The 23,704-nt window shown below is 64.4% G+C and carries 23 protein-coding genes; 14 read left to right on the forward strand and 9 right to left on the reverse strand.

Going from position 1 to position 23,704, the window contains the following annotated elements; translation table 11 throughout:
• The first annotated feature begins 15 nt into the window (after window positions 1-15).
• From ASD52_RS18440 to mnhG, 8 genes are all read left to right on the forward strand, one after another.
• A complete protein-coding gene (locus tag ASD52_RS18440; RefSeq protein WP_025424924.1) occupies window positions 16-204 on the forward strand; it encodes a DUF3008 family protein in 189 nt (62 codons plus the stop codon).
• Between the two features lie 103 nt (window positions 205-307).
• The gene (locus ASD52_RS18445; protein WP_244497482.1) at window positions 308-2,977 is read left to right on the forward strand and encodes an EAL domain-containing protein; all 2,670 of its coding nucleotides are present in this window, start codon (window positions 308-310) and stop codon (window positions 2,975-2,977) included.
• Between the two features lie 239 nt (window positions 2,978-3,216).
• The gene (locus tag ASD52_RS18450; RefSeq protein WP_337797751.1) at window positions 3,217-6,144 is read left to right on the forward strand and encodes a monovalent cation/H+ antiporter subunit A; all 2,928 of its coding nucleotides are present in this window, start codon (window positions 3,217-3,219) and stop codon (window positions 6,142-6,144) included.
• A complete protein-coding gene (locus ASD52_RS18455) occupies window positions 6,144-6,491 on the forward strand; it encodes a Na+/H+ antiporter subunit C (protein ID WP_025428214.1) in 348 nt (115 codons plus the stop codon). Before ASD52_RS18450 ends, ASD52_RS18455 begins: the two co-directional genes overlap by 1 nt.
• A complete protein-coding gene (locus tag ASD52_RS18460) occupies window positions 6,460-8,103 on the forward strand; it encodes a monovalent cation/H+ antiporter subunit D (RefSeq protein WP_025424927.1) in 1,644 nt (547 codons plus the stop codon). Before ASD52_RS18455 ends, ASD52_RS18460 begins: the two co-directional genes overlap by 32 nt.
• Before the next feature lie 3 nt (window positions 8,104-8,106).
• Window positions 8,107-8,592, forward strand: a complete 486-nt coding sequence (locus ASD52_RS18465) for a Na+/H+ antiporter subunit E (protein WP_025424928.1) — start codon at window positions 8,107-8,109, stop codon at window positions 8,590-8,592.
• Window positions 8,589-8,870, forward strand: a complete 282-nt coding sequence (locus ASD52_RS18470) for a K+/H+ antiporter subunit F (protein WP_025424929.1) — start codon at window positions 8,589-8,591, stop codon at window positions 8,868-8,870. Before ASD52_RS18465 ends, ASD52_RS18470 begins: the two co-directional genes overlap by 4 nt.
• On the forward strand, window positions 8,867-9,238 hold the full coding sequence (gene mnhG / locus ASD52_RS18475) for a monovalent cation/H(+) antiporter subunit G (protein WP_025424930.1): 372 nt from the start codon (window positions 8,867-8,869) through the stop codon (window positions 9,236-9,238). Before ASD52_RS18470 ends, mnhG begins: the two co-directional genes overlap by 4 nt.
• Before the next feature lie 2 nt (window positions 9,239-9,240).
• Here the strand turns inward: mnhG and cobM are convergent, their stop codons facing one another.
• Both cobM and cbiE read right to left on the reverse strand, forming a co-directional pair.
• Window positions 9,241-9,999, reverse strand: a complete 759-nt coding sequence (gene cobM / locus ASD52_RS18480) for a precorrin-4 C(11)-methyltransferase (protein ID WP_025424931.1) — start codon at window positions 9,997-9,999, stop codon at window positions 9,241-9,243.
• Between the two features lie 164 nt (window positions 10,000-10,163).
• Window positions 10,164-11,405 (reverse strand): precorrin-6y C5,15-methyltransferase (decarboxylating) subunit CbiE, encoded by a 1,242-nt coding sequence (cbiE, locus tag ASD52_RS18485; protein WP_107028392.1) that lies wholly within the window; start codon window positions 11,403-11,405, stop codon window positions 10,164-10,166.
• On the opposite strand from cbiE, the gene ASD52_RS18490 reads away from it, so the two are divergent.
• Window positions 11,374-12,159 carry a cobalt-precorrin-6A reductase gene (locus tag ASD52_RS18490; protein ID WP_038576517.1) on the forward strand — a complete coding sequence of 262 codons (786 nt, stop codon included), beginning with the start codon at window positions 11,374-11,376 and terminating at the stop codon, window positions 12,157-12,159. The genes cbiE and ASD52_RS18490 overlap by 32 nt on opposite strands.
• Here ASD52_RS18490 and ASD52_RS18495 read toward each other — a convergent pair.
• The 6 genes from ASD52_RS18495 to ung all read right to left on the reverse strand — a co-directional run bounded on the left by ASD52_RS18495 (window position 12,138) and on the right by ung (window position 17,374).
• Window positions 12,138-12,902 (reverse strand): precorrin-3B C(17)-methyltransferase, encoded by a 765-nt coding sequence (locus tag ASD52_RS18495; protein WP_025424933.1) that lies wholly within the window; start codon window positions 12,900-12,902, stop codon window positions 12,138-12,140. The genes ASD52_RS18490 and ASD52_RS18495 overlap by 22 nt on opposite strands.
• Window positions 12,899-13,636, reverse strand: a complete 738-nt coding sequence (locus tag ASD52_RS18500; RefSeq protein ID WP_025424934.1) for a precorrin-2 C(20)-methyltransferase — start codon at window positions 13,634-13,636, stop codon at window positions 12,899-12,901. Before ASD52_RS18500 ends, ASD52_RS18495 begins: the two co-directional genes overlap by 4 nt.
• Complete coding sequence (locus ASD52_RS18505) at window positions 13,633-14,265, reverse strand: precorrin-8X methylmutase (protein WP_025424935.1); 633 nt, start codon at window positions 14,263-14,265, stop codon at window positions 13,633-13,635. Before ASD52_RS18505 ends, ASD52_RS18500 begins: the two co-directional genes overlap by 4 nt.
• Before the next feature lie 2 nt (window positions 14,266-14,267).
• A complete protein-coding gene (cobG, locus tag ASD52_RS18510) occupies window positions 14,268-15,641 on the reverse strand; it encodes a precorrin-3B synthase (protein ID WP_057225138.1) in 1,374 nt (457 codons plus the stop codon).
• Between the two features lie 135 nt (window positions 15,642-15,776).
• Window positions 15,777-16,547, reverse strand: coding sequence for a precorrin-6A synthase (deacetylating) (gene cobF / locus ASD52_RS18515; protein ID WP_025424937.1), 771 nt, complete (start codon window positions 16,545-16,547; stop codon window positions 15,777-15,779).
• Between the two features lie 128 nt (window positions 16,548-16,675).
• Complete coding sequence (gene ung, locus ASD52_RS18520; protein ID WP_025424938.1) at window positions 16,676-17,374, reverse strand: uracil-DNA glycosylase; 699 nt, start codon at window positions 17,372-17,374, stop codon at window positions 16,676-16,678.
• A gap of 209 nt (window positions 17,375-17,583) precedes the next feature.
• Here ung and modA point away from each other — a divergent pair, with 209 nt between their 5' ends.
• The 3 genes from modA (at window position 17,584) to modC (ending at window position 20,249) form a co-directional block, all read left to right on the forward strand.
• On the forward strand, window positions 17,584-18,375 hold the full coding sequence (gene modA, locus ASD52_RS18525; protein WP_025424939.1) for a molybdate ABC transporter substrate-binding protein: 792 nt from the start codon (window positions 17,584-17,586) through the stop codon (window positions 18,373-18,375).
• 102 nt (window positions 18,376-18,477) lie between these two features.
• Window positions 18,478-19,179 (forward strand): molybdate ABC transporter permease subunit, encoded by a 702-nt coding sequence (gene modB / locus ASD52_RS18530; protein ID WP_025424940.1) that lies wholly within the window; start codon window positions 18,478-18,480, stop codon window positions 19,177-19,179.
• Window positions 19,176-20,249 carry a molybdenum ABC transporter ATP-binding protein gene (gene modC, locus ASD52_RS18535; protein ID WP_025424941.1) on the forward strand — a complete coding sequence of 358 codons (1,074 nt, stop codon included), beginning with the start codon at window positions 19,176-19,178 and terminating at the stop codon, window positions 20,247-20,249. Before modB ends, modC begins: the two co-directional genes overlap by 4 nt.
• On the opposite strand, the gene ASD52_RS18540 is transcribed toward modC, so the two are convergent.
• Window positions 20,224-20,622 carry a winged helix-turn-helix domain-containing protein gene (locus tag ASD52_RS18540; protein WP_025424942.1) on the reverse strand — a complete coding sequence of 133 codons (399 nt, stop codon included), beginning with the start codon at window positions 20,620-20,622 and terminating at the stop codon, window positions 20,224-20,226. The genes modC and ASD52_RS18540 overlap by 26 nt on opposite strands.
• 186 nt (window positions 20,623-20,808) lie before the next feature.
• Here ASD52_RS18540 and ASD52_RS18545 point away from each other — a divergent pair, with 186 nt between their 5' ends.
• Together ASD52_RS18545 and ASD52_RS18550 are read left to right on the forward strand one after the other, a co-directional pair.
• Window positions 20,809-22,140 (forward strand): FAD-binding oxidoreductase, encoded by a 1,332-nt coding sequence (locus ASD52_RS18545; protein ID WP_057225139.1) that lies wholly within the window; start codon window positions 20,809-20,811, stop codon window positions 22,138-22,140.
• Between the two features lie 330 nt (window positions 22,141-22,470).
• Window positions 22,471-23,703, forward strand: a complete 1,233-nt coding sequence (locus tag ASD52_RS18550) for a 3-methyl-2-oxobutanoate dehydrogenase (2-methylpropanoyl-transferring) subunit alpha (RefSeq protein ID WP_025424944.1) — start codon at window positions 22,471-22,473, stop codon at window positions 23,701-23,703.
• Window position 23,704: the final 1 nt, after the last annotated feature.

Raw genomic sequence — 23,704 nt, forward strand, 5'->3', positions numbered from 1 at the left:
GCAAGGAGATGCGACATGCCTGCAAAATCCAAGGCACAGCAAAAGGCGGCCGGTGCAGCCCTTGCCGCCAAACGCGGAGACATGAAGAAATCCGAACTCAAGGGCGCGTCACGCGAAATGGAAAAATCCATGACCGAAAGCGAGCTTGAAGAACTTGCGGAAACCAAGCGCAAGAAACTGCCCGAGCGGAAGACGGCAAAATGACCTCCCGGCAAGCATAAAAGCCGGAACTAAAACACAATTGTTAATACCAATTTGGGATCATCCCGGTCGTTTCGTATCATTCGCACACCGCCGGGGTGATCTTGTGCTTGCCAGACATATCTTCCACCTCGGGAAGAAGAAACTTTCCAGAGTTCTGACGCCGAACTACCTTCCCGCGATCATCGCCTCTTTCGTTGTTCTCGCGGCCGGCATTCTTGCGGACAATCAGAACCAGGTGGTCTCCGAAGCCCGCATGCGATCTCAAGTCGCCGACGAGCTCAACCCGATCCGCTCCAAACTCGAGGCCAGCATCAACGGCAATATCCAGCTCGTACGGGGCCTGATCGGCACCATCGTGACCGAACCGGGTATGGACCAGGAGCGTTTTGCAGCTCTTTCGCGCAGCATCTTTACAGAGCGCTCGCAGCTGCGCAGCATCGCCGCGGCGCCGAACCTCATCGTGCGCATGGCCTATCCCTTGCAGGGCAATGAAAGGGCGATCGGGCTCGATTACCGCAAGAACGATGCCCAGCGCGCCGCCGTCATGAAGGTAAGGGACACCGGCAAGATGGTTCTCGCCGGCCCGGTGGATCTCGTGCAGGGCGGGCGCGGACTGATTGGCCGCTTCCCGGTATCGATCGATGCCGGCGGAGGCAGCAATCGCTTCTGGGGCATCGTCTCTGCCGTCATCGATGTCGATCGTCTCTACAATGACAGCGGTCTCCTCTCTTCCAAGCTGGGCATTGATATCGCGATGACCGGCCGCGACGGGACGGGCAGCAGTGGAACGGCCTTCTTCGGCGACCCCAAGGTTTTTGGTCAGGCGCCGGTTGATATGACCGTCCTGCTTCCCGGCGGCTCCTGGCACATCGCCGCCGTTCCCAAAGGCGGCTGGCCGCACACGCCCCGCAATGCCTGGTTCATCCGCGCGCTGATCGTTGCCGGCGGCCTGATGATCATCCTGCCGATGCTGCTGACGGGCCGGCTGATGAGCGAGCGGCAGAACAATATTCGCGCCCTCAGGCACAGCAAGGCGCAATTGCAGGAACTGTCGCACCGCCTGAAGATCGCGCTCGACAGCTCGCAGATCGGCATCTGGGAACTCGACATCGCCAGCGGCAAGCTGCTCTGGGACGAGCGGATGAAGGAGCTCTACGGAAAGACCGGATCGGTGCGCAAGGCCTATGACGACTGGAAGACGACCTTGCATCCCGACGACATTGACCGCGCGGAAGAGGAGTTCGCCGAAGCCCTTGCGGCGGGCAGCGCCTACAATTCCGAGTTTCGAATCCGGCTACCGGATGACACCATCCGGCATATCCGCGCCATCGGCTCGACCTATGACGGCGCCGATGGGCGCAAGAAGATCGTCGGCGTCAACTGGGACGTGACCGCCGACATCAAGACCCGCGCAACCCTGTCGGAAGCCAAGCGCCAGGCCGAGGCGCACAGCGCCGAACTGGAGGCCGCGCGCTACCGCATGGAGTTCAATGCCCTGCACGATCCGCTGACCGGCCTGCCGAACCGGCGCTTCCTCGACCAGGTACTCGCAGACAGAAGCCATCACTTCGAAGCGGAGGCAAGGCTCAGCATCTTTCATATGGATCTCGATCGCTTCAAACAGATCAACGACACGCTGGGGCATGCGGCCGGTGACGAAATCCTGCGGCATGCAGCCGAACTGCTGCGCACCAACGCCAAGGAGAAGGACTTTGTCGCTCGCATCGGCGGCGACGAATTCGTCCTCGTCCGCCCGGAGGACAGCGCCGAGCCCGACGCCCGGCTGGCGTCATGCATCATCGAGGTAATGAGCGTTCCGGTTCGCTACAAGGACCAGGAATGCCGCATTGGCGTCAGCATCGGCATCGCGGCGCAGACCAAGCCGACCGACGACCTGGCGCAGATCCTCGTCAATGCCGACATCGCCCTTTACGAGGCCAAGCGCCGCGGCCGCAATCGGCACGAGACCTTCACCGGCGACCTGAAGACTGCCGTGTTCAAGACCAAGCAGACCGCCGACGAGATCCTTCGCGGTCTGGAACACAAGGAATTCATCGCGCATTTCCAGCCGCAGTTCTGCCCGAACACGCTTGAGGTCATCGGCGTCGAGGCGCTTGCACGTTGGGACCACCCGACCAAGGGATTGCTGGGTCCCCACACCTTTCTCAAGACCGCCGAAGACATCAACGTCGTCGCCTCCATCGACCAGGCGATCCTGGAGCAGGCGCTGTTCCAGATCTATCGCTGGGAGGCCAATGGCATCCACATCCCGAAGATCTCGGTCAACCTCTCCTATGCCCGCCTGCACGACGAGGGGCTGATCGGCCGTCTCGAACAGCTGCAGATCCCGCGCGGCCGCCTGTCCTTCGAGTTGCTGGAATCGATCTCCTTCGACGAGAGCGACGTCACGGTGCTGTCCAACATTCGCCGGATCAAGGAACTCGGCATCGATATCGAGATCGACGATTTCGGCACCGGCTATGCCTCCATCCTCAGCCTGCTGAAGCTGACCCCGCGGCGCCTGAAAATCGATCGCCAGCTGATTTTGCCGATCCTGAACTCGCCGGCCGAAAGGCGCCTCGTCGAATCGATCATCGATATCGGCACCTCGCTCGGCATCGAGGTGATCGCCGAGGGCGTCGAAACGCTCGAGCACGCCCGCATTCTGCAGGAGCTCGGCTGCCACGGCCTTCAGGGCTATGCCTTTGCCCGGCCGATGAGCGCCAACGATCTTGCGACCTTTGTTTTCGAGCGTAGGTGGCAGGCCGCCTGACGCCACCTTCGGTCGGCTGCGACAGTTCGGCGCGCGCGCGAGCTGGCCAAAAATGACGCGATCTCACATTTTTCCCGCCATCGAGGCTTGGCAGCCCCCGGGAAAATCGTCATAAAAACATACGGCTGTTACCGCTATGCGGACCATGACGGCGTCGTCTGCGACCGTTGCGTCAGCGATGGTCCTTGAGGGGCTTCGGCACCCAATCTCCAATATGCCCAAGAGAAGGGAACGATACGATCGAATACGCGGGGAAATTGCTTTCTGTCTTCATCCTAGCCCCGTTTGCGGGGAGCCTCATTGCAATCTTCTTTCCGTCCGATCAACGCGGCGCAACGGCCTGGTTCGCAGGCGCGATCGCGCTGCTCTGCTTCCTCGTTGCGGTTTGCCTCTACCCCTTCGTCACCTCCGGCGGCGTTCTTCGCTATGAACTTGCCTGGATGCCCGAGCTCGGCCTCAACTTCACCTTGAGAATGGACGGCTTTGCCTGGTTGTTCACGGTGCTGGTGACCGCAATCGGCGTGCTCGTCGTGCTCTACGCCCGCTACTACATGGCGGCAGAGGATCCGGTACCGCGCTTCTTTGCCCTGTTTCTCGCCTTCATGGGGTCGATGCTGGGCGTCGTTCTCTCCGGCAATCTGATCCTGCTTGCGGTCTTCTGGGAGCTGACGAGCATCGTCTCCTTCCTGCTGATCGGCTATTGGCACCACAATGCCCACGCCCGCGACGGTGCGCGCATGGCGCTGACGATGACCGGCATGGGCGGGCTCTGCATGCTTGTCGGGCTTTTGATCATGGGCCGCGTCGTCGGCAGCTACGACCTCGACGTCGTGCTTGCCTCCGGCGATACGATCCGCAACCACCCACTCTATGTCACGATGCTGGTCCTGATCCTGCTCGGGGCCTTGACCAAGAGCGCGCAGTTCCCGTTCCATTTCTGGCTGCCGCACGCGATGGCAGCACCAACCCCCGTCTCCGCCTATCTGCATTCGGCGACGATGGTGAAGGCAGGCGTGTTCCTGCTCGTCCGGTTCTGGCCTGTGATGGCCGGCACCGAGGCCTGGTTCTGGATCGTCGGGCTCGCCGGCCTGACGACACTACTGCTCGGCGCTTACTTCGCCATCTTCCAGCAGGATCTGAAGGGGCTTCTGGCCTATTCGACCATCAGCCACCTGGGCCTGATCACGGTGCTGCTCAGCCTCGGAAGTCCGCTCGCGGCGGTCGCCGCCGTCTTCCACATCGTCAATCACGCGACCTTCAAGGCATCACTGTTCATGGCGGCCGGCATCATCGACCATGAGACCGGAACGCGCGACATGCGCAAGCTCGGCGGGCTCATACGCTACATGCCGGGAACCGCAATGCTCGCCATGGTCGCCAGCGCCGCGATGGCCGGCGTGCCGCTGTTGAACGGTTTCATCTCCAAGGAAATGTTCTTCGCCGAAGCGATCGAGACGCACCAGGCCAATTTGCTCGATACGATGACGCCCTATGTCGCCACGCTCGCCGGCATGTTCGCGGTGACCTATTCGCTGCGCTTCATCCACAGCGTCTTCTTCGGCCCGACGCCGAGCGATCTGCCCAAGATCCCGCATGAGCCGCCGCGCTGGATGCGGGCGCCGATCGAGTTCCTGGTGCTGGCCTGCCTCGTCGTCGGCATTATCCCGGCCATCACCATCGGCCCGTTCCTGCACACAGCCGTCGTGTCTATCCTCGGTGCCAGCACCCCGCAGTACAACCTTTCGGTCTGGCACGGCTGGAACCTGCCGCTGATAATGAGCTTCGTGGCGCTTCTCGGTGGCATCGGCCTCTATTTCCTGATGGGGAACTATCTGGCGACCAGCACCGAAGGGCCGCCGGTCTTCCGCCTGCTGCACGGCCAGCGCATCTTCGAGCGGGTACTGGTGACCCTGTCGTGGAAGTGGGCGCGCTGGCTCGAACAGAGGCTCGGCACGCGCCGACTGCAGCCGCAGATGCGGTTCCTGGTCTTCGTCGCGATCGTCGCCGGCGCCCTGCCGCTGCTGCTCAATCATTTCGAACTGCCGCCGCTTCTGGTGCGCGGCATCGATCCGGCCTTCGCCCTGCTCTGGGCGATCGGCATCGCCTGCGCGGTTGGGGCCGCCTACCAGGCAAAGTTCCACCGGCTGGCGGCACTCGTGCTTCTCGGCGGCGCCGGTCTCGTCACCTGCATCACCTTCGTCTGGCTGTCGGCCCCCGATCTTGCGGTTACCCAGCTCCTCGTCGAGATCGTCACGACTGTGCTGATCCTGCTCGGCCTGCGCTGGCTGCCCAAGCGCATCGAGGACACGCAGGAATCAGAATTGCTGTCGCTGCGCGTCCGTCTGCGGCGCCTGCGCGACTTTCTGCTGGCCATTGTCGCAGGCGGCGGCGTGGCGCTGATCGCCTACACCGTGATGACCCGCCCAATGCCCGAAACCATCGCCAGCTATTTCCTCGAGCGTGCCCACAAGGAAGGCGGCGGCACCAATGTCGTCAACGTCATCCTCGTCGACTTCCGCGGCTTCGACACGCTCGGCGAAATCGCCGTGCTGGCGATCGTGGCCCTGACCGTCTTTGCACTGTTGCTGCGCTTCCGTCCTCAGGCAGACAGCCTTGAGGCGCCGGTACAGCAGCAGGTCCAAAATGCCTTCGACGACGATCATCCCGATCGCGCAAAGGGCGACAGCGTCGCCGAATATCTGTTCGTTCCATCTGTCATCATGCGCTGGATGTTCCCGGTCAGCGGCATGCTGGCCGCCTATCTCTTCCTGCGCGGCCACGACCTGCCGGGCGGCGGCTTTGCGGCCGGCATCGCCATGTCGATCGGCTTCATCCTGCAATACATGTCGGGCGGCACCCGCTGGGTCGAGGAGCGGCTGCGCATCCACCCGCTGCGCTGGATGAGTATCGGCATCATCGTCGCGGCGGCAACCGGCATCGGTTCGTGGCTGTTCGGCTATCCGTTCCTGACCTCGCACGCGCAATATGTCACCCTGCCGATCGTCGGCAAATTCCCGCTGGCAAGCGCAATCCTCTTCGACCTCGGCGTCTTCTCGCTGGTGGTCGGGGCAACCGTGCTCATCCTGATCGCGCTTGCGCACCAGTCGATCCGCGCTCCGCGTGCCCATGCCCGTGCCGTCCTTCGCGCCGGAAAGGAGGCGAAGTAATGGAGATCATCCTGTCTGCCGCCATCGGCGTCCTCACCGCCTCGGGCGTCTATCTCCTGCTCCGCCCACGCACCTACCAGGTGATCATCGGCCTGTCGCTGCTCTCCTATGCCGTCAATCTCTTCATCTTCAGCATGGGTCGGCTGCGCGTGAATGCGCCCCCCATTCTCGAGCCCGGCGGCGTCGGCGATCTCTCGCGCTACACCGATCCTGTGCCGCAGGCGCTGGTGCTGACCGCGATCGTCATCGGCTTTGCCATGACGGCGCTCTTCCTCGTCGTACTGCTCGCCTCGCGCGGCTTCACCGGCACCGACCATGTCGATGGAAGGGAGCAGCGCAGTGACTGATTGGCTGCACCACCTGATGATCCTGCCGATCCTCTTGCCGCTGATGGTCGGCGCGGCGATGATCCCGATCGACGAGCGCAACCGCATGGCCAAGGGCGTGATGGGCTTCGTCTCGACGCTCGCCCTCTTCGTGCTCTCGATGGTGCTGATGCGCGCTAGCGCCTCGACGGAAGGCTTTCTTGCGGGCACAAGCGTCTACCAGCTCGGCAACTGGCCGGCGCCGTTCGGCATCGTACTGGTGCTCGACCGGCTCTCCGCGCTGATGCTCTGCCTGACGAGCGGCCTGGCGCTCGCCGCCCAGGTCTATTCGATCGCCCGCTGGCACACCGCCGGCCATCACTTCCACTCGCTGTTCCAGCTGCTGATCGCCGGGCTCAACGGTGCCTTCCTGACGGGGGATCTGTTCAATCTCTTCGTCTTCTTCGAAATCATGCTCGCGGCCTCCTACGGCCTGCTGCTGCACGGCTCGGGCCCGCTGCGCGTCAAGGCCGGCCTGCATTATGTCGCGATCAACCTTGCCGCCTCGTCGCTGTTCCTGATCGGTGTCAGCCTGATCTATGGCGCGACCGGCACGCTCAACATGGCCGACCTCGCGGTCAAGCTTGCGACCATCTCGCCAGAGAACCGCCAGATGGTCGAAGTTGGCGCCGGCGTGCTCGGCGTCGCCTTTCTGGTCAAGGCCGGCATGTGGCCGTTGAGCTTCTGGTTGCCCACCGCCTATTCGGCGGCAACGCCACCGGTTGCGGCCGTCTTTGCGGTGCTGACCAAAGTCGGCATCTACGTCATCCTGCGGCTGTCGCTGCTCGTCTTTGGCGCCAATGCCGGGGTGTCCGCCGGCTTCGGCCAGACTCTGCTGGTGGTCGGCGGCATGCTGACCATCGCCTTCGGCGCCATCGGCGTACTCGCCTCGCAGGCGATGGCCCGGCTTGCCGCCTATTCGGTGCTCGTCTCTTCGGGCACGCTGATGGCGGCGATCGGCCTCGGGCATTCCAGCATGATTGCCGGTGCACTGTTCTACCTCGTCAGTTCGACGCTGACGATCTCGGCCTTCTTCCTGTTGATCGAACTGGTGGAGCGCGGCCGCGATGCCGGCGCCGACGTTCTGGCGGTGACGATGGAAGCCTATGGCGATGCCGACGAGGACGAGGAAGTCGATGAAGCGGGTGCCGCCATTCCCGGCACCATGGCCGTGCTCGGCCTCTGCTTCTGCCTCTGCGCGCTGCTGCTCGCCGGCCTGCCGCCGCTCTCGGGTTTCGTCGCCAAATTCGCGATCCTGAGCGGCCTCTTCGGCCTTTCCGGCCCCGAGGCCGCGCCGGCGATTTCTGCCGCCGACTGGACTTACGTCACATTGCTGATCCTGTCCGGCCTCTCCGCCATGATCGCCATGAACCGCGTCGGCATCCGCACCTTCTGGGCCTCGATCGAAAACACCGTGCCGCGCGTCTTCGTCATCGAGATTGCCCCCGTCGTCGTGCTGCTCGGCGCCTGCATCTTCCTGAGCCTGCAGGCCGGGCCGACGATGCACTACATGCAGGCAACGGCCGATTCCCTGCTCGACCCGTCGGGCTACACCCAGCGCGTCCTCAGGGCGCCACGTGCGGGAGGGCAGTAACCGATGCGCACCTGGTTCCCCTACCCGCTGCTGTCTGTCGGCCTGCTCATCATCTGGCTGCTTCTCAACCAGTCGGTCGCCCCCGGCACGATCGTCATGGGCACGATATTGAGCGTCGCGCTCGGCTGGGTGACGCTGAAGCTCAATCCCGCCCACTCGCATCCGCGCCGGATCCTGCGCACGCTGCGCTTCGGCGCCAGCGTCGTCGTCGACGTCATCCGCTCCAACATTGCCGTCATGCTAGTGATCCTGCGCGCCGGACGGCGGGCGCCGAACTCGGGCTTCCTGACGGTCGACCTCGATCTCGAAGACGAAAACGCGCTTGCTCTGCTCGCCTGCATCATGACGGCGACGCCGGGCACCGCGTGGCTCGAATACGACCGCCGCCGGAAGTCGCTGCTCTTCCACGTGCTCGACATGGAAAACGAGGAGATCTGGCTGCAGACGGTGAAGCGCTATGAGGCAGGTTTGAAGGAGATGTTCGGATGACTGAGCTTGCAATCATCTGGTCGATCCTGATCGCGCAGATCATGATCGGGCTTGCCATGGCCTTCGCGCTCTACCGCATGGTCAAGGGACCGCGGGCGCAGGATCGCATCCTCGGCCTCGATACGCTCTACATCAACGCCATGCTGATGCTGCTATCCTTCGGCATCCGCACCGCCAACAGCCTTTATTTCGAATCGGCGCTGATCGTCGCGCTGATCGGCTTCGTCTCGTCGATCGCCTTCGGCAAGTTCCTGATGCGCGGGGAGTTGATCGAATGAGCCATCTGACCGACCTTCCGACCTGGGCCGCCATTGTCGTCTGCGGGCTCGTTCTTCTCGGCGCGGCGATTGCGCTGATCGGCTCGCTCGGCCTGCTGAGGTTGCCGGATTTCTACACCCGCCTGCATGCGCCGACCCTTGCCACCAGCGGCGGCGTCATCCTCATCTGCACCGCCTCGATCATCTGTTTTGCCGTGCTGCAGAGCCGCTGGGTGTTCCACGAAGTGCTGATCATCGTCTTCGTCATCATGACCACGCCGGTGACGCTGATGCTGCTCGGCCAGGCAGCACTTTATCGCGACCGCGTCGAGCAACGCCGCGGCGTTCCGTTGAAACAGAAGCCGCTGCCCGAAGAGAGCGCAGAGTAGGCCTACTCGCGCCCGCGGAAGCGGCGCTGATAGGCGGGATCGTAGAGCGAGCTTTCGCGGAAATCCGACGCTTCCAGTCCCAGACCGACGAAGATCAGCGCGGTGCGCTCGATCGGCTCCTCGGCCACCTTGGCGGCGATGGTGCCAAGCGTGCCACGCACCACCCGTTCATCCGGCCACGACGCCTTGACGACGATCGCCACCGGGCATTCGGCGCCATAGAGCGGTGTCAGTTCCGCAACGACCTGGTCGAGCGCATGGATGGCGAGATGGATGGCAAGGGTCGAGCCGGTGGCGCCGAAGCCGGCAAGCGTCTCGGTGTTTGGCATCGGCGAGGCACGACCGGAAACCCGCGTCAGCACCAGGCTCTGGGCGACCGCCGGAATGGTCAGCTCGCGACCGAGCGTCGCGGCCGCGGCGGCAAAGGCCGGCACGCCGGGGGTCATGGTATAGCCGATGCCGTGCTTTTCCAGCCGGCGGATCTGCTCGGCAACCGCGCTCCAGACCGAGAGGTCCCCGGAATGAAGCCGGGCGACATCCTCGCCGACTTCCGCCGCGCGCACATATTCCGCCTCGATCTCGTCGAGCGACATCGGCGCGGTATCGACGATGCGGGCGCCGGGCGGACAATATTGCAGCAGTTCCGGCGAGACGATCGAGCCGGCATAAAGGCAGACCGGGCAGCGCCCGATCAGATCGCGGCCGCGAACCGTGATCAGGTCCGCCGCTCCCGGACCGGCGCCGATGAAGTGTACCGTCATGTGTCTCTCCGAATGTTTTGGAGCGTCCCCTTTGCACACAGCATCGTGGATCCACGCCATCTCATAATTGCGCAAGTCGGACGTAAAACGCTCCGCCCTTTTGCGCGAATGTTCTTTCGCGTGCCGTTGTCGCAAAACCGCGGTACACTTTTGCGCGACATGCTCTAGGCCTTGGTCCAGGACCATTGCGTCACCGGCATCGCCGGGCGCCATCCCGTCATGCCGCCGACCGGCGAGGCGCGGGCGATGTCGATGCGGATCAGCGATCCGCCGAGCCGCGCGTGGCGTTGAAGCAGCACCGCTTCCATTTCCGTCGTAACCGCGTTGGCGACAAGCCGGCCGCCGCTGCCAAGCGCCGCAACGGCTGCGTCCATGACGCCAGGCTCGCTGCCGCCACCGCCGATAAAGATTGCATCGGGACGCGACAGGCCTGAGAGAGCCGCCGGCGCCTTGCCTTCGACGACGGTAAGGCCGGGCACGCCGAATGCCTCGGCATTGCGGCCGACACGCGCCGCGCGCTCCGGCGAGGCCTCGATGGCGATCGCCCGCATGGCCGGATCGGCCAGCATCCATTCGATGCCGATCGAGCCGGAACCGGCGCCGATATCCCAGAGCAGCTCGCCCTTGCGCGGCGCCAGCGCCGAAAGGGTCAGCGCCCGCACCTCCCGCTTGGTGATCTGGCCGTCATGTTCGAACAGCGTGTCGTCGCGCCCGGCCGAAAGCGGCAGCACCCGTCCGCCCTGATCAGCGGCCACCTCGATGGCGCAGACGTTGAGCGGATGGACCAGACCCAGCATGAAGCGCGAGGCAATCTGCGTCGTCACGCGTTCGCCGGCGCCGCCAAGGGCCTCCAGAACCGTAAGCCTGGACTGACCGAAACCGCTTGTTGCGAGCAGCTCGGCGAGCGCCTTCGGTCCCGCCCCATCCGAGGTCAGAGCGAGCACCCTGTTGCCGGGCTGCAGGTGTGGCCGCACTAGATCGATCGGCCGGCCGTGCAGCGAAACGAGCGTTGCCTCCTGCAGTGCCCAGCCGAGACGTGAGGCGGCAAGGCTGAAGGAGGACGGTGCCGGAAGCGTGCGGATCTCAGGCGCGGCGACGCGGCGCGCAAGCGTGGCGCCGACGCCGAAGAAGAAGGGATCACCTGAGGCGAGCACGACCACCGGGCTGCCGCGACGCGCAACGATCTCCTCGACCGAGCGGCCGAACGGGCTTTGCCAGACGCGGCCCTCGCCCTTTATCAGCGAGTGCGTCAGCTCCATGTGGCGGGCACCGCCATAGACGACCGGCGCAGCGGCAATCAGCCGCTTGGCCTCGTCGCCGAGACCGGCTACACCATCCTCGCCTATGCCGATGATGGTCAACCAGGGGGAGACGATGGCCGGATCGCTGTTCGACACCTCAGCCATGGAAAAACCTCGCATTCTCATTCTTGGCGGGACGACCGAGGCCCGCGAACTGGCATCCCGCCTTGCCGGTGACATGCGTTACAACACCATGATCTCGCTTGCCGGCCGTACGGCCGATCCGCGCCCGCAGCCAGTCAAGACCCGCATCGGCGGTTTTGGCGGCGCCGAGGGGCTCGCAGCCTTCCTCAACGCCGAACAGATCGCGCTGGTCGTCGACGCGACACACCCCTTCGCCGCCCGGATTTCCCAAAACGCCGCCGCGGCGGTAAAGGCTGCGCGGGTGCGCCTGCTCGCCCTGCAGCGCCCGCAGTGGCAAGCGGAAGCCGGCGACAACTGGACCGGCGTCGGCACCGTTGCGGAGGCGGTCGTGGCCCTTGGCGACGCCCCGCGCCGTGTCTTTCTCGCCATCGGCCGGCAGGAGGCCTTTCATTTCGAGACTGCGCCGCAGCACAGCTACGTCATCCGCAGCGTCGACCCGGTGACCCCGCCCCTGAAACTGCCGGACGCGACGGCGATCCTTGCCACCGGCCCATTTGCCGAAACGGACGAGATCGATCTGCTTAGGGCTCATCGCATCGACGTCATCGTCGCCAAGAACAGTGGCGGAGCCGCAACTTATGGAAAGATCGCGGCTGCGCGCAGGCTGGGGATCGCGGTGATCATGGTCGAGCGCCGCAAGCCCACCGACGTGCTGTCGGTGAGCGACTGCGATGCCGCGCTCGAACGCATCGATCAATGGCTGTCTCCCGCATAGAAACGCGGCGTATAGACCAGATCCGGCTTGCCTTCGCGCGCAACGATGCGCGTTTCCGACGAACCGATGATGACGCATGTCGCCATGTCGGCGCGGCTGGCGTCGGCCTCGCCGAGCGGCATGACGGCGATGCGCTCATCCGGCCGGCCGGCGGCGCGACCGAAGATCACCGGCACTGTTGCCGGCAGCACGCCGCGCAGGATTTCGAAGGCCTCGCCGAGCTGCCAGGGCCGTGCCTTGCTGATCGGATTGTAGAGCGCGATCACCAGCCCGGCTTCCGCCGTGAGCTTCAGCCGCTTGGTGATGACCTCCCAGGGCTTCAGGTTGTCGGACAGCGAGATGGCGCAGAAATCATGGCCAAGCGGCGCGCCGATGCGCGCGGCAACCGCCAGCATCGCGGTGACGCCGGGCGTCACCACGAGATCGACGGACTTCCATTCCGCCGGTCCCTTGTCAATCGCTTCGCAGACAGCAGCCGCCATGGCAAAGACGCCGGGGTCGCCGCCCGATACCATGCAGACCTTGGCGCCGGCAGCAGCGCGCGTCAGTGCCGCCTGTGCGCGATCAAGCTCCTCGCGATTGTCCGACGCGATGCGCATCTGGTCGGGCCTGAGGTTGAGGCGATCGAGATAGGGGATGTAGCCGAAGAATTCCTGCGCGTTTGAGACCGCCTGCGCCGTCTCCGGCGTCATCTGCTCGGCATTGCCGGGGCCCGTGCCGACGACATAGAGCGTGCCGGTCATGGCCTGTCCTTCCACCCGGGAACGAGCACGAGCGAGAAGTATGGCGCCTCGTCATCGGGCTTTTCGGCAAGTGCCGTCATCGCCGCGTTCTTCATCGTGCCACGCTCGACATAGACGGCCTGGTCGAGCCGGCCGGAGGCGGCAAGCGCCCGGCGGATTTTCGGCAGGTTGCGCCCGACCTTCATGATGACGGCGGCCTCGGTATCGGCAAGGCGTCGTCCAAGCTCACCTTCCGCCATGGTGCCCGGCAGGACCGACAGGACGTCGTCGCCCTGGACCAGCGGCAAGCCGGCAAGCGACCAGCAGCCGGACATGGCGGTGATACCGGGGATGACTTCGACCGGGAAGCGCCCGGCAAGCCGCACATGCAGATGCATGTAGGAACCATAGAACAGCGGATCGCCCTCGCTCAGCACCGCAACGGTCCGCCCGACCTCGAGATGCCTGGCGACTGCGTCAGCAGAAGCGTTGTAGAAATCGGTGATCTGGCTCTTGTAGGCGCCGTCGTCCTTGTCGATCTCGGTGGTCACGGGATAGTAGAGCGGCAATTCGATGAGACCGGGCTTCAACAGCCCCTCGACAACAGCGCGGCCATTGCCGCTGCGGCCTGCCTTGGCGAAATAGGCAAGCACATCCGCCTCGCCCAGCGCCTTGACGGCCTTGACCGTCAGCAGCTCCGGATCGCCGGGGCCTGTGCCGACGCCGATCAACCGGCCCATGCCTGCCCCGCTCACAGGCCCGGCCTCGCTAGCGAATTGAGTGCTGCAGCCGTCATGGCGCTGCCGCCGAGGCGACCGCGCACGATGGCGAAGGGCACGCCATAGGAATTCTCGGCAAGCGCATCCTTCGATTCCGCAGCACCTACGAAACCGACCGGCATGCCGATGATCGCAGCCGGCTTCGGCGCGCCATCGCGCAGCATTTCGAGCAGATAGAAGAGCGCCGTCGGCGCGTTGCCGATCGCGACGACCGCACCAGCCATGTGCTCACCCCAGAGCTTCAGTGCCGCAGCCGACCGGGTATTGCCGATCTCGGCTGCCAGTTCCGCGGTGCGCGGATCGCGAAGCGTACAGATCACCTCGTTGCCTGCAGGCAGGCGCGCCCGCGTTACGCCCCGCGCCACCATCTCGGCGTCGCAGAGGATCGGCGCGCCGTTCTTCAGGGCGCCGCGGGCAGCGGTGACGAAATCGGGAGAGAACACGAATTGCTTCGACGCCTCGACGAGGCCGCAGGCATGAACCATGCGCACCGCGAGATCGGCTTCCTCCTCGGAGAAGGCGGAAAGGTCGGCTTCTGCCCGAATGATGGCGAAGGAACGCTCATAGATGGCGTTGCCATCCCGGATGTAATCATACTCAGGCATTTCTATCCCTGTTCGAACGCAGCCGAGACGCGCGCGGCACCCAGCCGTGTAAGACAGGACCGCGCCGATTCGCCAGCGTCTTTGTTTTCCCGCACCAGGCCAGCCAGCCGTTCCAGCGCGGATTTCATTCCATTTTCATCGGTGTAGGCATTCGCGCCATCCTTCGCCGCCCCATTTACGACAAGCGCATATCCTGATGGCGCACCCACCAGCTTCAACGCCGACGCCTTCGGACGGGCGCAGCCCTTGACGCAACCGGAGAGGTGCACCGTCAGCGAGCCGTCGAGCAGATCCGGCGCCGTTTCCACCCATAGCCGCGCCATCGCCTTGGTGTCCATCCATGCGGAAGCGCAGCCGGTGCTGCCGGCGCAGGTGGCAATGTGGTTTCGCGGGTCATCCGCTGCAATACGAAAGCCCTGCGCCAGCGCCAGCCGCTGGACGATTTCGGCCGCTTCCGGCTCCAGACCCAGCATGAAGAAACTGTGGCCGGGCGCAAGCCGGATTTCTCGCGCCCCAAGCTCCGCGGCTTGCCGCAGAAGGGCGATGAGGCTGATAGCGTCGATTTGGGCGAAGGCGAGCCCAAGGCCAAGGACAGCACCAGTCGAGCCGAGATCGTGGATACCGACGACCGGAGACACCGACATCGGAGCCGGAACGATCTCGACAAAGTCGGCGCCCACCGGACAGAGCATCTGCACCGCATCGATCTCGAGATCCCGGCCACGCGCAGCCGGCCCGATGTCGGTCAGCGCTGCAAGAATCCGGATAACGATCGGCACGACCGCCTCGGTTCGAAGCGCGCAAATGGGCTTCGCCGTTGCAGCGGTTCCCGCAAGCGATAGGTTCCACCAGACGTCCCCGCCGCGCCCGACAGCCTGCAGACGGAGATCGGCAACCGTATCGCCGAGGTGGAACCGGCCGCCGCCATCGACGATGATGGCGAGCTTCGGCGCCAGCCGCAGTGCAGCGCCTCGTGCGGCGATCTCTTTGCGCAGCACGGCAGCGAGGATCCGTGGGTCGATGATCTCTTCCGGATCGATGCCGGCAAGCGGTGGCGTCTCGATGGCAACTCCATCGGGGACCACGATCGCCGCTTCGCCGATCGCTTGGGCAAGGCCGGGAACGGTCGATGCCGTCAGCCTGCGGACCTGCAGATTGCCGCGCGCGGTAATTTCCAGGATGCCATTGCCGAACTGCCGGGCGGCCTCAGCGACATCAGAGAACTGGGAAAGCGTCAGGCTGCCGTCGAGCGGCCGCAGCCGCACCAGCAGGCCATCGCCGGTCGGCATCGGTGCTGCAAGCGACGGGCACGCACCCCGGCGCATAGAGGCGGCGGCATCCATTGTTTGCGATGTCGGCACGGCGCAACTGCTCATAGTCTTGTCTCGGTCGCTCCCAGCGGTCGCCCTCTCGTTGGGCTTTTTTTTCACCAGACGCTATAGCACAGCCACCGACGTTGAGAGAGATCAAAGACGACGGGAAAAGCCTGGAGAAAGCAGGCACAACAGCGGCTATTCCTCGAAATCGGCACCCTTGCGCAAGAGGTAGATATCCATGATCCACCCCATGCGCTGGCGTTCCCTTGCGCGGGTCGCCAGGATCTCGTCCTTGACGTCGGCCAAGCGGCCGGAGATGACGATTTCGTCTGGCGTTCCGAGATAGGCGCCCCAGTAGATCTCGGCGTCCGGATCGTCGATCCGCTGGAATGCCTGCTCGCCATCGAGCATGACGACCGACGTCTGGCTGCGCTTCGGAAAACTTTCGGACAGGCGGCGCCCGGTGGTGATCTCGACCGGTTTGCCGACAAGGTTCAGCGGAATGCGGTGGCTGGCGCAAAGCGCCTGCAGGCTGGTGATGCCGGGAAGAACGTCATAGTCGAACGCGACCTTGCCACGCGCCTTCACCCGTTCGACGATGCGGATGGTGCTGTCATAGAGCATTGGGTCGCCCCAGACGAGAAAGGCGCCGGTTCCGTCTTCGGTCAGTTCGCCATCGATCAGGCGCTCGTAGATTTCGGCGATGCGGGCATGCCAGTCGTCGACGCTGCCATCATAGCTGACGCCCTCGGTGCGGCGGACCGGCACAGCGAATTCGACCGTGCGGCTGTCGGCGCGCGTGACGTAGCGCGCGCAGATCTCGCGGCGCACCTCCGCAAGCTCGGTCTTTTTCTCACCCTTGGTCGGGATGAACAGCACGTCGGCGCGGTTGAGCGCATTGATCGCCTGTACAGTCATATGCTCGGGGTTGCCGGAGCCGATGCCGATGATCAGAAGTTTTCGCACGCGGTCCTCGCCTTTGTTATCTGCAGCAGATCAAAGTGTTGCAGTGTCTTTGGCGGATTGCCGATTGAGACACAAGACCCGCCCGCGACACGCTCCCAGCCGTCGGCGTCATTGCTTGGCGCGCGCGCTTAAGGTGCCTCCGGATTTTCCGGCAGCGTCCAGTCGATCGGCTCAAAGCCTTTCGAGGCGAGGAAGGCATTGGCCTGGGAAAAGTGCCGGCAACCGAGAAAGCCGGAATGCGCCGAGAGCGGCGAGGGATGCGGCGCCCGCAAAACGAGATGGCGCGAGCGGTCGACGAAGGCGGCTTTCTTCTGCGCGTAGGAACCCCACAGCAGAAACACCACCGGGTGATCGGCCTCGTTGACGGCGCGGATGATCGCGTCGGTGAAGCGCTCCCAGCCCCGCCCTTGATGTGAAGCCGCCTGCCCGCGCTCGACCGTCAGCACGCTGTTGAGCAGCAACACGCCTTGTTTCGCCCAACTTTCGAGAAAGCCGTGACGAGCCGGTGGAATACCGAGGTCGGCGTTCAGTTCCTTGTAGATGTTGACGAGCGAAGGTGGCGTTCTGACGCCCGGACGCACGCTGAAGCAGAGCCCGTGCGCCTGGCCGTCACCGTGGTACGGGTCTTGCCCCAGGATGACGACGCGCACCTTGTCGAGCGGCGTCAGATCGAGCGCCCGAAAATATTCAGGTCCCCGCGGAAAGATCTGCCGTCCTTCGCTGCGCGCGCCGACCAGGAACTGCTTGAGTTCGCCCATATACGCGCTGGAAAATTCGGGCTCCAACGCCGCCTTCCAGCTTTCTTCGAGCTTCACTGCCGTTTCCATCACGCCTCCGGTCCGTTTCATCCGCTTGCCGCCCCGGAATTTAGAGCGATCACCCGCAGCCGCAAGCGCTAACCGCGCGACGAGCCGCTTGTTTCACGGCTTTTACTAGCGCTTTCGAGCAGCATTGTATTTCAATGGATACAACGCTAATCAGGATGAGATATCGTTATATCCTGAAAAATATCACGAACTTGATGGAGGCAAGACTGATGATGCAACGCAGACAATGGCTGAAGGGGCTGGTGCTCGCCCTTGGCGTCGCCTGGGCCGGCGCGACCTTCGCGCCAAGCGCCGCCATGGCCGAGGACAAGGTAACCGTTTTTGCTGCCGCGAGCCTGAAGAACGCGCTCGATGCGATCAATGCCGAATGGCAGAAAGAAAGCGGCAAGGAAACGACCGTCTCCTATGCGGCCAGCTCCGCGCTCGCCAAGCAGGTGGAACAGGGCGCACCGGCTGACGTCTTCATCTCCGCCGACCTCGCCTGGATGGACTATCTGGCCGAGAAGAAGCTGATCAAGGACGACACCCGTGCCAACCTGCTCGGCAACAGCATCGTTCTCATCTCGGGCAAGACAGACGCGCAGCCGGTCGACATCAAGCAGGGCTTCGATCTGGCAACGCTACTCGGTGACGGTCGCCTGGCGATGGGTGCAGTCGATTCCGTGCCGGCCGGCAAATACGGCAAGGCAGCGCTTGAAAAGCTCGGCGTCTGGTCGAGCGTCGAACAGAAGGTTGCGGGCGCCGAGAGCGTGCGCGCCGCACTGCTGCTCGTTTCGCGCGGGGAAGCGCCCTATGGCATTGTCTACCAGACCGACGCTGCAGCCGATCCGGGCGTCAAGATCGTCGGAACCTTCCCCGAGGACAGCCATCCGCCGATCATCTATCCGATCGCAGTCACCACGGACAGCAAGAACGCCGACGCGACCGCCTATGTCGACTTCATCAAGTCCGACAAGGCAGCGCCGCTCTTCGAAAAGCAGGGCTTTACTATCCTGAAATAGCGCGTGCGGCGCCTGTCCAGAAACGGGCGAAGCATCTATCTTTCTCCAGCGCCGCGCGGACATCGCGCGGCGCTGGGCATTTCGACCGGGAGTGGGATGACTTTGGATTGGTTGGAGTTGAGCGAGGCGGAATGGACGGCGATCCTGCTGAGCCTGCGCGTGGCGACGGTTGCGATGGTCTGCAGCCTGCCGTTTGCGCTTGGGGTCGCCATGCTGCTTGCCCGCGGACGCTTCTGGGGCAAGACGGCGCTAAACGGCCTCGTTCACATGCCCCTGATCCTGCCCCCCGTCGTCACCGGCTTCCTGCTGCTGCTGCTGTTCGGCCGTCGCGGACCGATCGGCGCCTTTCTCGCCGAGAATTTCGGCCTCGTCTTTTCCTTCCGCTGGACCGGCGCGGCACTCGCCTGCGCCGTCATGGCCTTCCCCTTGATGGTTCGCAGTATCCGGCTGTCGATCGAGGCGGTCGACCGCAAGCTCGAGGATGCCGCAACCACGCTCGGCGCCGGGCCGGTCTGGGTGTTCTTCACCATCACGCTGCCCTTGATCCTGCCAGGCATCATCGCCGGCATGATCCTCGCTTTCGCCAAGGCGATGGGCGAATTCGGCGCGACCATCACCTTCGTCTCCAACATCCCCGGCGAAACGCAGACGCTGTCGTCTGCGATCTACACCTTCACCCAGGTGCCGGGCGGCGATGCCGGCGCCATGCGCCTGACGATCATCTCGGTGATCATCTCCATGGCGGCGCTGATGCTCTCGGAGCTGCTGGCAAACGCCGCCGCCAAGCGAACGGTTGCCGCATGAGCCTTCTCGTTGAAGCCCGCCATCGGCTCGGGGATTTCTCCGTCGACGCCACCTTCACCTCCGACGGCGGCGTCACCGCGCTGTTCGGCCGCTCGGGCTCGGGCAAGACCTCGCTGATCAACATCATCGCCGGACTGATGAAGCCGGAAAGCGGCCGCGTGGTGCTGGACGGCGACATCATCGCCGACAGCGAACGACGGATCTTCACGCCGGTGCATCGCCGCCGCTTCGGCTATGTCTTCCAGGAAGCTCGGCTGTTCCCGCACTTAAGCGTCGGCAGCAACCTTGCCTATGGCCGCTGGTTTGCCGGCAGGTCAGGAAAGGCGGCCGACATGGCGCGTGTCGTCGACATGCTCGGCATCGGCCATCTGCTCGAGCGCAACCCCTCGGCGCTCTCGGGCGGCGAGCGGCAGCGCGTCGCCATCGGCCGCGCTTTGCTTGCCGCCCCCCGCCTGCTGCTCATGGACGAGCCGCTTGCCGCGCTCGACGATGCGCGTAAGGCCGAGATCCTGCCTTATCTCGAGCGATTGCGCGACGATGCGGGCGTGCCGATCGTCTATGTCAGCCACTCCGTGAGTGAGGTCGCGCGCCTGGCGCAACGGGTCGTCGTGCTGGAGAACGGCCGCGTAAAGGCATCGGGCGCCGCCGCCGAAGTGTTGAGCGCGCCGGCGGCGGCACTGGCAACCGGCCGGCGCGAAGCGGGCGTGTTGCTCGAAGGCGTGGTCGAGATGCACGACGCCACCCACGATCTGACAACCGTCCGGGTCGGCGACCGGCTGATCCGGGTGCAAAGGATCGACGTGGCGCCGGGGCACGCGCTGCGCCTGCATATTGCCGCACGCGACGTCATGCTGGCGACGGTTCGTCCTGAAGGCATCAGCGCTCTAAACGTGCTGGAGGGAACGATCGTCGACCTGACAGTGGGCGAAAACGGCAGTGTCGATGTGCGGGTGGACTGCGGAAGCGCGACGATCGCCGCCCGCATCACCACCTTTTCACGCGATGCGCTCCAGCTTTATCAGGGCAAGCCGGTCCACGCGATCATCAAGTCCGTGGCGATCGATCACTGACAGGCGCACTCGCCTGCTCCCGATCGCGGACGGCCTCCAGCCAGGCGAGATCATCGGCGATGGCGGCCTTCGCCTTCGCCTCCATTTCGCGATAACGGCGGATCAGCGTTTCGCCGAACGGTGTCAGCATCGCACCACCACCCTGTTTGCCGCCACGCTGGCTTTCGACCGACGGTTCCCGGAACATCCGGTTCAGCGCATCGACCAAAAGCCACGCCCGGCGGTAGGACATGTCCATAGCGCGGCCGGCAGCCGAGATCGATCCGGTCTCGCGGATGAGTTCCAAAAGCATGATCTTGCCGCGCCCAAGTCGGTCCCCTGGCGGAAAGTCGATGCGCAGAATAGGGCGAAGGTCGTCGGGTCGGTCACTCATGCGCGAAACATAGAAGTTTGCGCGCCAAATCGAAAGTCGGTCTGAAGCCAGGCCCGGCCGATTTCACATCGGCCGAACCGGGCAAAACATCAAGGGTGCAGAAAGGCTAGAATCCGGGCCTTGATCTGGCGATGCCGGCATGTACCGATGGCGCGTCCGCAAAACCCCGCCTGAAAGCTTGCCCTCATGCCCGGTCCCCCTCTCGATGCCGTCGAAACCGATCAGATCCAACCGGCGAAAGCCGATGTCGTCATCATCGGTGGCGGCGTCATCGGTGCCAGCACCGCACTGTTTCTCGCCGAACGCGGCATCGATGTTGTGCTCTGCGAAAAGGGTGTGCCCGGAGCGGAACAGTCGAGCCGCAACTGGGGTTGGGTGCGCGTCATGGGCCGTGACGAACGGGAGATACCGCTGGCGATCGAAGCGCTGAAGATCTGGGATACGCTCGATGCCCGCGTTGCAGGCGAAACCGGCTTTCGCCGCAGCGGCATCCTCTACATCTCCGAAAACGATGCCGATATCGCCAACCGCGATGCGTGGCTTGCCATGGCAAGACCCTATGGCGTCGACAGCCGGCAGATCGGGGCCGAAGAAACTCAAGACCTGATGCCGGGCGCAGGCATCCGCTACTGGGGCGCGCTGCACACGCCGAGCGACGGCAGGGCCGAACCGCAAAAGGCGGTACCGGCAATCGTTGCCGGAGCCAGGCGCGCCGGCGCCCGCGTTCTGTCCGGCTGTGCCGTCCGCGGTGTCGAGAGGACGGCCGGCCGGATCAGTGCCGTCGTCACCGAGAAGGGCCGGATCGAAACCGCGACCGTGGTCGTGGCCGGGGGCGCCTGGTCACGCCTCTTCCTCAAGGGGCTCGGCATCCGGCTGCCGCAACTGAAAGTGCGCAACACAGTGCTCCGGACCAGTGCGGTATCGGGCGGCCCCGAGGGCGCGGGCGCGACGGGCAGCTACGCCTATCGCAAACGCCTCGACGGCGGCTACACGATTGCCGACGGTGGCGCCAATCTGCACCCCGTTGTGCCTGATAGTGTCGCCTTTTTCCGCGATTTCCAACCGGCGCGGAAGGCCGAGGGCGATTCCGTCCAGGTCGGCCTCAGTGCCCAGAGCTGGCGCGAACTCTTCGAGATCGGTTCCGTTCCACTCAACCGCCCAGGCGCCTTCGAGCGGCACCGGGTGCTGGATCCGCAACCCGATCAGCATTCCGCGCTGCGCGCATTCGATGAAGCAAAAAAGGCATTGCCGTCCCTCCGCGACGCTCGCGTACAGCAGGTCTGGGCCGGCCTGATCGACGTCACGCCCGACGCCGTGCCGGTGATTTCTACGGTCGAAAGCCTGCCCGGCCTGGTCGTCGCCGCAGGATTTTCCGGCCATGGCTTCGGCATCGGCCCAGGGGCCGGACATCTGGTCGCCGACCTCGTTACCGGTCAAAAACCGATCGTCGACCCCACACCTTTTCGCCTCTCACGTTTCTCCGACGGCACCCCGATCACCATCGCTCCGCCGGTTTGATCATCCGAACGGCAAGTGGTCGCGCAAGAAAATTACGCGTGAGCCGGACCTGGAATCGCAGCCGCATCTGCCGCTGGCATGGCGATGGCAGGAATCTGTCTTTCTTCTGCTGCAAGCAGCCCGGGCGGCCGAAAGGCCTTCATAAGCCCCTGAACTCATGGCAGTCTGTGTGCATTCCCGTCGGGAGAACGGGCTGAGGAGGAAGGCGTGACGATCTGGGGCGGAGGAGCCCGCAGGTGGTCCCGCCCACTTTTGCCATGCGGCGACATCCCGTTTTCCCCGATGCTGACTGGTGCGCGTCGCGCACTCCGGAGGGAGGCCGGAAACCGCATGAGCGATCCCGATCGACTTAGCCTGCATGTCCCCGAACCGGCCGTCCGGCCGGGTGGCGAGCCGGACTTTTCCAACGTCAAGATTCCGAAGGCGGGCTCCGTTCCGAGGCCGGAAATCGATGTCGCCCCGGAAGAGATCCGCGACCTCGCCTATTCGATCATCCGCGTACTCAACCGCGACGGTGAGGCGGTCGGCCCCTGGGCCGGGCTGTTGTCGGACGACGAACTCTTGGCCGGCCTCAAGCACATGATGACGCTGCGCGCCTTCGATGCGCGCATGGTCATGGCGCAGCGGCAGGGCAAGACCTCGTTCTACATGCAGCATCTGGGCGAAGAGGCGGTCAGCTGCGCCTTCCGCAAGGCGCTGAACAAGGGCGACATGAACTTCCCGACCTATCGCCAGGCGGGCCTATTGATCGCCGACGAATACCCGATGGTCGAGATGATGAACCAGATCTTCTCGAACGAGAGCGATCCGTTGCGCGGCCGCCAGTTGCCGATCATGTATTCCTCCAAGGAACATGGCTTCTTCACCATCTCCGGCAACCTCGCCACGCAATATGTCCAGGCTGTCGGCTGGGCCATGGCCTCGGCGATCAAGAACGACACCAAGATCGCGGCCGCTTGGATCGGCGACGGCTCGACGGCGGAATCCGACTTCCACTCAGCGCTCGTCTTCGCCTCCACCTACAAGGCGCCTGTTATCCTCAACATCGTCAACAATCAGTGGGCGATCTCGACCTTCCAGGGCATCGCCCGCGGCGGCTCCGGCACCTTTGCCGCCCGCGGCCTCGGCTTCGGCATCCCGGCACTGCGCGTCGACGGCAACGACTATCTCGCCGTCTATGCGGTCGCCAAATGGGCGGCGGAGCGCGCCCGGCGCAACCTCGGCCCGACGGTGATCGAATATGTCACCTACCGGGTCGGAGCACATTCCACCTCCGACGATCCGAGCGCCTACCGGCCGAAGACGGAATCGGAAGCCTGGCCACTCGGCGACCCGGTCCTCCGGCTGAAAAAGCACCTGATCCTGCGTGGCGCCTGGTCGGAAGAGCGCCACACCCAGGCGGAAGCCGAGATCGTCGACGCGGTGATCCAGGCGCAAAAGCAGGCAGAAGGCCACGGCACCTTGCATGCCGGCGGCAAGCCATCGGTGCGCGACATCTTCGAAGGCGTCTACGCCGAGATGCCGCCACATATTCGCCGCCAGCGCCAGAAGGCAGGATACTGAT

The sequence above is a fragment of the Ensifer sp. Root142 genome, from assembly GCF_001426785.1.
Lineage (GTDB): Bacteria > Pseudomonadota > Alphaproteobacteria > Rhizobiales > Rhizobiaceae > Ensifer > Ensifer canadensis.